Here is a 9,484-nt window from a genome sequence, read left to right on the forward strand (position 1 = left end):
CGACCGGGCGGCCCCTCCGTCGTGCCCGGGCTGTGGGCCCAGGGGGTGCCTGCCAGGTGTGCCCGCTGGTCTGGAGTGCCCGCTGGTCTGGAGTGCCCGCTGGTCTGGAGTGCCCGCTGGTCTGGAGTGTCTGCTGGTCTGGAGTGTCCGCTGGCCTCGTGCGCGCTGGTCTGGACTGCCCGCTGGTCTGGTCTGCCCGCTGGTCTGCGCACACACCTGCGTGGCACTGCGCGCAGAGCGGATCCGCGCGCAGTGGGACGCGCATGTGCGAGCAGACGAGCGGGGGTGACGAGCGGGGGTGACGAGCGGGGGTGACGAGCGGGGGTGACGGACGGGGGTGGCGGCCGGGTGACGAGCACGGGTGGCGGGGGCCCTTCGCGCTCCGGTCCCGGTCAGCGGTCGGAGACGAGCTGGAAGAGGCGGTGGTCGGCCCAGCGCCCCGCGATGTGCAGGTATGCCGGGGCGTCACCCATCACCGTGAAGCCGCACCTGAGCAGCACCCGCTGCGAGCGGACGTTGTCCAGCAGGGTTCCCGCCTGGAGCCGGTGCAGGCCCAGCTCGTCGAACGCGACGTGCACCACCTCGCGCAGCGCGGCCGTCGCCAGCCCGCGACCGCCGGCGTGCTCGGAGAGCCAGTAGCCGACGTTGGCCGACTGGAACGGCCCGCGGACGATCTCGTTCAGCGTGATCTGGCCGACCACGTCGCCGTCCTCGTCGAGCACCACGAGCGGCAGCCGGGTTCCCTCCCGGTACTCGGCGAGCCGGGTCGCGACGAGCTCTCGCTGGCCCTCCGCCGTGGCGTACGACGCCGGGCGGTCGGGGGCCGTCGGCGCGAGGAACTCACGGTTGGCGACCAGCAGCTCGGCGAGGCGCTCCGCGTCGGACTCCCGGACCAGCCGGGTGACCCGCCGACCATCCTGCGGCCGGGGATCGCGGGAGTCGCCCATCAGCCGAACTTCAGCTGGTAGCCCTTGCCGCGCAGCGTGCGCAGGACCTCCTCGCAGTGCTGGCGGCCGCGGGTCTCCAGCTGCAGGCCGATCTCGACCTCGTCGACGCGGATCGTGGTGCCGGTGCGGATGTGCTCGACCTCGAGGACGTTGGCGTCGACGGCGGCGCAGTCGGCCAGCAGGCGGGCGAGGTGGCCGGGGGTGTCTGACACCCGCACCCGGAACTGCAGGTAGCGGCCGGCGGCAGCCATGCCGTGCCGGATGATCCGCAGGAGCAGCAGCGGGTCGATGTTGCCGCCGGACAGCACCGCCACGACCGGCCCGTCGACCGGCTGGCCGGCCCGGGCGAGCAGGTGCGCGACGGCAGCGGCCCCGGCCGGCTCGACGACGAGCTTGGCCCGTTCGAGGACGAAGAGCAGCGCCCGCGAGAGCTCCTCCTCGCTCACCGTCTCGATGGCGTCGACGAGGTCCCGGACGAGCTCGTAGGGCACGTCGCCGGGCATGCCCACGGCGATGCCGTCGGCCATGGTCTGCATCCGCTCGTACGGCACCGGCTTGCCGGCCGCGAGGGAGAGCGGGTATGCCGCCGCCTGCTCGGCCTGGACGCCGATGACCCGCACGTCGGGGCGGGCGGACTTCACCGCGACCGAGATGCCGGCGAGCAGGCCGCCGCCGCCGGTGCTGACCACGATGGTCCTCACCTCGGGGCACTGCTCGAGGATCTCGAGCCCGGCGGTGCCCTGGCCGGCCACGATGTCGCGGTGGTCGAACGGGTGGATCAGCACCGCCCCGGTCTCGGCCTCCCACTCACGGGCCTTGACGAGGCACTCGTCGATCGTCGTCCCGACCTGCTCGATCGTCGCGCCGTAGGCCTGCGTGGCGAGCAGCTTGGGCATGGGGGCGCCGTGCGGCATGTAGACCTTGACGTCGATGCCGAGCAGCTGCCCGGCGAGGGCGACGCCCTGGGCGTGGTTGCCGGCGCTGGCCGCGACGACGCCGCGCGCCTTCTCCTCGTCGGAGAGCCGCGACATCCGGGTGTACGCACCACGGATCTTGAAGGACCCCGCCCGCTGGAGGTTCTCGCACTTGAGGAAGACCTCGCAGCCGACCCGGTCGGTGAGGGCCCGGCTGTACTCGAGGGGCGTGGGGCGGACGACCCCGCTGAGCAGGTCCTGCGCAGCGCGGATGTCCTCCAGGGAGACGGACAGCATCGGTGGTGCCATGGCGAGCAGGCTAGTACCCGCCGGACGCCCTCCGGACCACCCGGCGTGGGCCCTAGTCCCGCACCCTGCGGTTGAACGCCCGGATCGCCAGCGGGGCCATCACCAGGGTCAGCCCGACCGTCCAGATCACGGTGGTGAGGACCGGGTGGTGCAGCGGCGGCTGGGCGTCCGCGGGCACGGGGCCGGCATTGCCCCAGAGCTGCCGGACGGCCTGGACCAGTGCGGAGATGGGGTTCCACTCGGCGATGACGCGCAGCCAGTGCGGCATGTGCTCGCTGGGGGCGAAGGTGTTGGCGAGGAACGTGATCGGGAACATCGTGGTGAACATGAGGCCGTTGACCGACTCGACCGAGCGCATCGCCGAGCCGACGAGGATGCCGACCCAGATCATCGCGAAGCCCCACAGGAGCAGCAGCAGGTAGGCCAGCACCGCGTCGACGAACCCGCCGCGGATGCGCCAGCCGACGCACAGGCCGGTCAGCGACATGACGAGGATGCCGATGCTCGAGTGCAGGAGGCTGGAGATGCTGCGGCCCACCAGGACGGCCGAGGGGTGGATCGGCAGCGACCGCATGCGGTCCACGATCCCCTTGTCGATGTCGGCGGTCAGCCCGACGGCCACGACGAACGAGGCGAAGGCGATGGTCTGGCCCATGATCCCGGCCATCAGCCACTCGCGGTACCCGGCCGGCGAGCCCTGCACGGCGATCGAGCCGCCGAACACGTAGGCGAACAGCAGCACGAACATCACCGGCTGGATGGTGACGTCCATGAGCATCTCGGGCATCCGCTTGATGTGGATGAGGTTGCGCCGCGTGATGGCGAGGGACTGCCGCAGCAGCCCGGTGCGCTGGATCTGCGGCCTGGCCAGTCCGCTGGCGGTCTGGCGGACCCCGGTGTCGGTGCTCATGCGAGAACCTCCTCGTCGTGCGGTGCCTCGCCGTCCTCGGCCCGGTGGCCCGTCAGGCTGAGGAAGACGTCGTCGAGGCTCGGGCGCTTGAGGCCGAGGTCGTCGAGCTCGATCTCGCTGCCCTCGAACACCGCCGCGATGCGGGTCATGTCGCGCAGCCCCTCGGCCGGAGCGGTCAGCTGGCGGGCACCGTGGTCGACGTGCACCTCGCCGACGTGCGCGCGCAGCAGCGCCTCGGCGGCGGCCAGCTCCTCGGCCCGCGACACGGTCAGCACGATCGCGGCGGCACCGCTGCGGTCCTTGAGCTCGAGCGCCGTGCCCTCGGCGATGACCTGCCCCCGGTCGACGACGACGATCCGGTCGGCGAGCTGGTCGGCCTCCTCGAGGTACTGGGTCGTGAGCAACAGGGTCGTCCCGTCGCGGACGAGCCCGCGCAATACCTCCCACAGCTCCACCCGGCTGCGCGGGTCGAGCCCGGTGGTGGGCTCGTCGAGGAAGAGCACCGGCGGCGTGGCGATGAGGCTGACGGCGAGGTCGAGCCGCCGCCGCATGCCGCCGGAGTACGTCTTGACGACGCGGTCGCCGGCGTCGGTGAGCGAGAACCGCTCGAGCAGGTCGCGGCTGGCGCCCCGGACGTAGGAGGAGGACAGGCCGTACAGCGAGCCGATGAGGCGCAGGTTCTCCCGCCCGGTGAGCAGCTCGTCGACGGTGGCGGCCTGCCCGGTGAGCCCCATGGAGCGGCGCACGGCGTCCGGGTCGGTGCGCACGTCGTGCCCGGCGACCCGCGCCGTCCCCGCCGTGGGGGTGGTGAGGGTCGTCATCATCCGCACCGTCGTGGTCTTGCCGGCGCCGTTGGGCCCGAGCAGCCCCAGCACGGTCCCCTGCGGCACGACGAAGCTGACGTCGTCGACGGCCCGGGTGTCGCCGAAGGTCTTCACGAGGTGCTCGGCCTCGATGGCGGGCGCGCTCATCGTTCGAGCGTAGGTCGGCTCGCGGCGGTCGTTCGACCCATTTTCGGCACCCCCGGCCCGGCCCGGCCTCAGCCGGCCTTGGTCGCGCGGCCGATGAGGCAGAAGGGGTGGCCGGCCGGGTCGGTGTAGACGCGGAAGGTCCCCGTCTCCGAGGGCTGGTGGTCGTGGACGCGAGCCCCGGCCGCCAGGACCGCGGGCTCGGCGGCGTCGATGTCGCCGGCCCACAGGTCGAGGTGGAACTGCTGCGGGTGCGAGCCGCCCGGCCAGGTCGGCTCCCGGTAGTCGTCGATGCGCTGGAACGCCAGCGCCGCGCGCCCGTCCGGGTTGTCCGGGGCGAGGCCACCACCCGGTGGCACGAGGGTCGACCAGTCGCGGTCGGACCCGTCCTCGAGGGGCCACCCCAGGACCTCGGAGTAGAACCTCGCGAGCTCGAGCGCGTCGGGGCAGTCGAGGATGACGAGGTCGAGCAGCGGCTTCGGCGGGATCGGGACAGCGGTGTCGTCGGCCATGGCCCGACGCTAGGCCCGACCCCAGACAACGGTCGAGGCGAGCGCCCGCGCCGCCTCCGGGTGCCCCTCGCGGAGCAGGCCCACCGCCGCCAGCAGGTATGCCGTGTCGGTCACCACCCGCGCGTCCCGGGGCACCTTCCAGCCGCCTGCGTGGTCGGTGGCGACGGCGGTCAGCACGGCGTCGCGGTCGGGCGCGGGCGAGTGCCGGAGCACTCCCCCGGACCCCACGACAACGGCCACGTCCGCCAGGGGCCGCGGGCTGCTGCCGGGCCCGGCCGGGCGGGCGTGGCGGCGCACGGCGACCACCGCGGCGGTGCGGGCGAGGGCGAGGTCGAGCGCTCGCTCGTGGTCGTCCGAGGGGAGGTGACCGGGATCGGCAGCCAGCCGCGCGGCATACGCCTCGAGGCCGTCTGGCACCGGGAGGTGCTCGCGGGCGGCGGCTGCGACGACGCCCTCGGCGTTCCAGCGCATGCCAAGGTCGGCCTCGACGGTGCGCGCGTGCCACAGCGGTGCGACGACGTCCTTGGCGAGCCCGGCGTCCTCGCCCTGCGGCGTGATGACGGAGTAGACGTCGGTCGTGGCGCCCCCGATGTCGACGACGAGCACGTCGCCGCCGACGGCGTCGGCCAGCACCTCGACTCCCCCGAGGACGGCGTCGGGGGTGGCGGCCCGGACCAGGCGGCCGAACTCGGGGCCCCGGGACAGGCCCTTGCCGCCGATCACGTGGTGCAGGAACGCCGCCCGGATCGCCGCGCGGGCCGCGTCGGGGATGATGACGCCGATCCGTGGCAGGACGTTGTCGGTGACGGTGAAGGTGCGCCCGGTCGAGGCGAGGACCGCGGCCACCTCCTCGGCGGCGTCGGCGTTGCCGGCGACGACCACCGGTGCCGTGATGCGGGCCCTGGCCAGGCGGGTGGCGTTGTGCAGCAGCACGTCGGCGTTCCCGCCGTCGGTGCCGCCGACGAGCAGGACGATGTCGGGGCGGCTGACCCGCAGGGCGGCCACCCCGGCGCCGTCGAGCCGCCCCGCCGCGACGTGCTCGACCCGGGCGCCCGCGCTCAGGCCGACCCGGTGACCGGCCTCGGCGGTGACGTCGCGCTCGTACCCGACCACAGCCAGCCGCAGGCCGCCACCGGCGCTGGAGCAGGCGACGACCTCGTCCGGCGCGCCGTGCGACTCGAGCTCGTCGAGGACCGAGCGGTAGCCGTCGAGCACGTCGGTGCCGATGGTCGTCGGCGTCGAGGCCGTCGCCACGAGCCGGCCGTCGCCGGTGTCGACGAGGGCGGCCTTGGTGAAGGTCGACCCGAAGTCGACGGCGAGCGCGAGGGGCATGGCGGCAGGAGGGTCTTCGCCGGTGGCGGTGTCGTGGTGGCGGTCGTGCTGGGTGGCTCGGTGGCTCCGGTGCCCGGCTCAGCCGAGCCGGTCGAGCGCCTGGCCGAGGTCGGCGATGAGGTCGTCGACGTCCTCGATGCCGCAGGACAGGCGGATGAGGTCGGCCGGCACCTCGAGCTCGGTGCCAGCGACGGAGGCGTGCGTCATGCGCGCCGGGTGCTCGATGAGCGACTCGACGCCGCCGAGGGACTCCCCGAGGGTCCACAGCTGGGTCTCGCCGCAGACCTTGACGGCGACGTCCTCGCCCGCCTTGACCTGGAACGAGATCATCCCGCCGAACCGGCGCATCTGCTTTGTCGCGACCTCGTGGCCCGGGTGGCTCTCCAGGCCCGGGTAGTGCACGGCCTTGATCGCCGGGTGGCTGCTGAGGAACTCCACGACCCGCTCGGCGTTGTCGCTGTGCTTCTCCATCCGGACCGCGAGCGTCTTGAGTCCGCGCAGGACGAGCCAGGCGTCCATCGGCCCGGCGACCGCGCCCATCGAGTTCTGGTGGAAGGCGATCCGGTCCGCTGCGTCGGCGTACCCGGGTACCGCGATCTCGTGGCCCACGACGACCGCGCCGCCGACGACGTCGGAGTGGCCGCCGCAGTACTTGGTGGTCGAGTGGGTGACGATGTCGGCGCCGAGCGACAGCGGCTGCTGGAGGTACGGGCTGGCAAAGGTGTTGTCGACGACGAGCAGGGCACCGGCCTCGTGCGCCACGGCCGCGAGCGCCTCGATGTCGGCGATGCCGAGCAGCGGGTTGGTCGGCGTCTCGACCCAGACGATCTTCGTCGTGCCGGGCCGGATGGCCGCGCGGACCGCGTCGACGTCCCCCATGGGAGCGATGGAGTGCTCGACGCCCCAGGGCGTGAGCACCTTGTTGAAGAGGCGGTACGTGCCGCCGTACGCGTCGTTGGGGACGACCACGTGGTCACCGGGGGTGAGCAGGGCGCGCAGCACGGTGTCCTGGCCGGCCAGCCCGGAGGAGAACGCGAACCCCCGGACGCCGCCCTCGAGCGCGGCGAAGCACTCCTCGAGCGCGGTGCGGGTGGGGTTCGCCGAGCGCGAGTACTCGTAGCCGCCGCGGAATCCGCCGATGCCGTCCTGCTTGTACGTCGACACCTGGAAGATCGGCGTGATGACCGCACCGGTCCCCGCGTCGGGCTCCTGCCCGGCGTGGATCGCCCTGGTCGAGAACCCCTGCTGCCGCACGTCGTCACTCATGGCGGCAAGGCTAGCCGTCGCTCAGGGCGACTCGACGACCACCGGGTCGCCGACGTGCAGCCGGCCACCCTCGAGGATGCGGAACACCGTGCCGCCGCGGGCGTGCATCGCCTTCATCGCACCGGGGGCGATCCAGTCGTCGAGCAGGCGGCACGGTGCCGCCGGGCGCACCACCTCGAGCAGCACCTCCCCCACCCGGACCCGCGTCCCAGGCCTGCCCGGAACCGGACCGCCGGAGACCGTGAGGTTGCGCCGGGTGGCGCCGGGCTCCACGACCGACCCCAGGGCCGCGCCCGCCGCCTCGAGGTCGAGGGCCGACTGGATCGTCACGTGCCGGTGCCGCGACCCGTGGTACCGGTCGCCGACCAGCCCGGCCCCGGCCTCGGCGACGACCTCCGGCACCGACCGCGTCGGGATCCGGCGGGCCGGCGCCACGTGGATCGAGACGACCTCGCCGAGGGACGTCCCCGGCTCGACGACGACCAGGCTCACCGAAGCTCCTTCTGCCACTCACGCATCGCCGCGTCCTCGGCATACCCGAGCTCGCGGTTGACGGCGAGCATCGGTGCGTTCTCCTGCGCGTTCCATGTCCGGACCGTGGCGGGTCCCGCCAGGTGGTCCATGAGGGCGAGCGTGTTGGCGGCCTTCATCCGCAGGCCGAGCCGGTGGCCCCGGTGCTCGCGCAGGACGAGCGTGTCCTGCTGGTACACGACCGTCGGGTCACTCGTGACTGTCGTCTGGGTGTAGCCGGCCACCGAGCCGTCGGCCGCGAACGCGAAGGTGTCCACGGCCGTCCGCCCGGCGTGCACGATCCGCTCGTAGTCCGCGCGGACCCGCTCCTCGTCCCAGGCCTCCTCCTCGAGCTGCAGGTCGCCGAGCGGCACGTCCGTGCTCATCCGCCGCCCCAGGAGCGCGCGGGCCCCCACCCACGCGTCGGGTATGCCGCCGAGTGCCGTGCGCAGGACGTAGCCGTCCCCGTCGTGGTCGGCGGCCACCGCCGTGAGGCGGTCCCGGTCGAGTGGGAGGGCCAGCGAGCTGCGCAGGTTGGTCTGGGCGGACGCGTAGCCGAACCGCCGCGCGAACCCGCCGTGCACGTCCTCGGAGCCGGCCCGCCACTGGGTGTCGGCGACGACGAGGTCACGGCCCGCCTCGCGCACGAGGCCCTCGGCGTGCTCGAGCAGCCGGCGCCCGTGCCCCCGCCCCCGGTGGTCGGGGTGGACGGCGAGCTCGAGCACCGCGAGGCGCAGGTTGTCGTGCAGCGGCAGGGCGAGCCAGGCTGCGCCCACGACGTCGCCGTGCTCGTCGCGCGTCGCGAACGCGAGCGCCCGCCGGGCCGGGTCGCGCAGCTGGACCCTGCGCTCCTCCGGCGAGCGGCCCGCGTGCAGCGCACCCAGCCCGTGCCGCGCGGACGCGAGGAGCACGTCGCACCAGCCGAGGAACGCCTCGTCCGGGCCGTCGGGGTCGATCGCCACGATGCCGTCCACCCGCCCACCCTGTCGCACCCGGTCCGGCGACGGCAAAGGACTTCCGGCGACCCTGCACAGGAACAGCCACGGGCGCGGTCGCGTTGCACAGGGCGTGATCTTCGGGAGCCGCAGCAAGTCGACCATGCCCACCGCCGAGGAGGCCCTGCAGGGCCGCCCCACCCGGCCGTTCTCGATCGCACCGGAGCACCTGGTGCTGCACACGCCCGTCGAGGGCCCCTGGCCCGAGGGCACCGAGGTGCTCTACGTCGCGATGGGCTGCTTCTGGGGGGCCGAGCGGATCTTCTGGCAGCAGCCCGGTGTCGTCGCGACCGCGGCCGGCTACATGGGCGGGTTCACCCCCAACCCGACGTACGAGGAGACGTGCACCGGCCGCACCGGCCACGCCGAGACCGTGCTCGTCGCCTACGACCCCGAGCAGGCCTCGCCCGAGCTGCTGCTCAAGGAGTTCTGGGAGAACCACGACCCGACGACGGCGAACCGGCAGGGCAACGACATCGGCACGGCATACCGCTCGGCCATCTACTGGACCACCGAGGGCCAGCGGATCGCGGCCGAGGCCACCAAGGAGTCGTTCCAGAAGGTCCTCACCGAGCACGGGTACGGCGCCATCACGACCGAGGTCCGGTCGGCACAGGACGCGGGGCCGTTCTACTACGCCGAGGACTACCACCAGCAGTACCTGTTCAAGAACCCCGGCGGCTACTGCAACCACGGGTTCAAGGGCATGACCTGCCCGGTGGGCATCGTCAAGCAGGACCAGCTGCCGTCGCAGGAGAGCGTGCTGCGCACCAACGACTCCGGCGCCTGACGCCGAGGGCGACTCGTGCCCGAAGTGGCAC

General features: G+C 73.4%; 10 protein-coding genes. 1 reads left to right on the forward strand and 9 read right to left on the reverse strand.

The features are described from left to right. Window positions 1–392: 392 nt before the first annotated feature. The 9 genes from ACFUC1_RS19140 to ACFUC1_RS19180 all read right to left on the reverse strand — a co-directional run bounded on the left by ACFUC1_RS19140 (window position 393) and on the right by ACFUC1_RS19180 (window position 8,642). Entirely contained in the window at window positions 393–947 is a 555-nt protein-coding gene (locus tag ACFUC1_RS19140) for a GNAT family N-acetyltransferase (RefSeq protein WP_379122649.1), read from the reverse strand. Next, window positions 947–2,170: a threonine ammonia-lyase gene (gene ilvA, locus ACFUC1_RS19145; protein ID WP_379122650.1), complete on the reverse strand. Its 1,224-nt coding sequence runs from the start codon at window positions 2,168–2,170 to the stop codon at window positions 947–949. Before ilvA ends, ACFUC1_RS19140 begins: the two co-directional genes overlap by 1 nt. 52 nt (window positions 2,171–2,222) lie before the next feature. Further along, the gene (locus tag ACFUC1_RS19150) at window positions 2,223–3,080 is read right to left on the reverse strand and encodes an ABC transporter permease (RefSeq protein WP_379122652.1); all 858 of its coding nucleotides are present in this window, start codon (window positions 3,078–3,080) and stop codon (window positions 2,223–2,225) included. Further along, the gene (locus tag ACFUC1_RS19155) at window positions 3,077–4,051 is read right to left on the reverse strand and encodes an ATP-binding cassette domain-containing protein (RefSeq protein ID WP_379122654.1); all 975 of its coding nucleotides are present in this window, start codon (window positions 4,049–4,051) and stop codon (window positions 3,077–3,079) included. Before ACFUC1_RS19155 ends, ACFUC1_RS19150 begins: the two co-directional genes overlap by 4 nt. Before the next feature lie 68 nt (window positions 4,052–4,119). Beyond that, complete coding sequence (locus ACFUC1_RS19160; protein ID WP_379122656.1) at window positions 4,120–4,560, reverse strand: VOC family protein; 441 nt, start codon at window positions 4,558–4,560, stop codon at window positions 4,120–4,122. 9 nt (window positions 4,561–4,569) lie between these two features. Further along, a complete protein-coding gene (locus tag ACFUC1_RS19165; protein ID WP_379122658.1) occupies window positions 4,570–5,892 on the reverse strand; it encodes a glutamate mutase L in 1,323 nt (440 codons plus the stop codon). Between the two features lie 78 nt (window positions 5,893–5,970). Further along, the gene (locus ACFUC1_RS19170; protein WP_379122660.1) at window positions 5,971–7,158 is read right to left on the reverse strand and encodes a cystathionine gamma-synthase; all 1,188 of its coding nucleotides are present in this window, start codon (window positions 7,156–7,158) and stop codon (window positions 5,971–5,973) included. Window positions 7,159–7,179: 21 nt separating this feature from the next. Then, on the reverse strand, window positions 7,180–7,650 hold the full coding sequence (locus ACFUC1_RS19175) for an MOSC domain-containing protein (protein WP_379122662.1): 471 nt from the start codon (window positions 7,648–7,650) through the stop codon (window positions 7,180–7,182). Then, a complete protein-coding gene (locus ACFUC1_RS19180) occupies window positions 7,647–8,642 on the reverse strand; it encodes a GNAT family N-acetyltransferase (RefSeq protein WP_379122664.1) in 996 nt (331 codons plus the stop codon). The genes ACFUC1_RS19175 and ACFUC1_RS19180 overlap by 4 nt, the downstream gene beginning before the upstream one ends. A gap of 124 nt (window positions 8,643–8,766) precedes the next feature. Between ACFUC1_RS19180 and msrA the strand changes: the two genes are divergently transcribed. Beyond that, on the forward strand, window positions 8,767–9,453 hold the full coding sequence (msrA, locus tag ACFUC1_RS19185; RefSeq protein WP_379122666.1) for a peptide-methionine (S)-S-oxide reductase MsrA: 687 nt from the start codon (window positions 8,767–8,769) through the stop codon (window positions 9,451–9,453). The last annotated feature ends 31 nt before the right edge of the window (window positions 9,454–9,484 follow it).

This window comes from Pedococcus sp. NPDC057267, assembly GCF_042668795.1.
Taxonomy (GTDB): Bacteria; Actinomycetota; Actinomycetes; order Actinomycetales; family Dermatophilaceae; genus Pedococcus.

What these genes read in the sequence shown, in the direction of transcription:
- ACFUC1_RS19170 (WP_379122660.1), bottom strand. Translation starts at nt 7,158, where the DNA reads ATGAGTGACGACGTGCGGCAGCAGGGGTTCTCGACCAGGGCGATCCAC.
- ilvA (WP_379122650.1), bottom strand. Translation starts at nt 2,170, where the DNA reads ATGGCACCACCGATGCTGTCCGTCTCCCTGGAGGACATCCGCGCTGCG.
- ACFUC1_RS19140 (WP_379122649.1), bottom strand. Translation starts at nt 947, where the DNA reads ATGGGCGACTCCCGCGATCCCCGGCCGCAGGATGGTCGGCGGGTCACC.
- msrA (WP_379122666.1), top strand. Translation starts at nt 8,767, where the DNA reads ATGCCCACCGCCGAGGAGGCCCTGCAGGGCCGCCCCACCCGGCCGTTC.
- ACFUC1_RS19160 (WP_379122656.1), bottom strand. Translation starts at nt 4,560, where the DNA reads ATGGCCGACGACACCGCTGTCCCGATCCCGCCGAAGCCGCTGCTCGAC.
- ACFUC1_RS19165 (WP_379122658.1), bottom strand. Translation starts at nt 5,892, where the DNA reads ATGCCCCTCGCGCTCGCCGTCGACTTCGGGTCGACCTTCACCAAGGCC.
- ACFUC1_RS19155 (WP_379122654.1), bottom strand. Translation starts at nt 4,051, where the DNA reads ATGAGCGCGCCCGCCATCGAGGCCGAGCACCTCGTGAAGACCTTCGGC.
- ACFUC1_RS19150 (WP_379122652.1), bottom strand. Translation starts at nt 3,080, where the DNA reads ATGAGCACCGACACCGGGGTCCGCCAGACCGCCAGCGGACTGGCCAGG.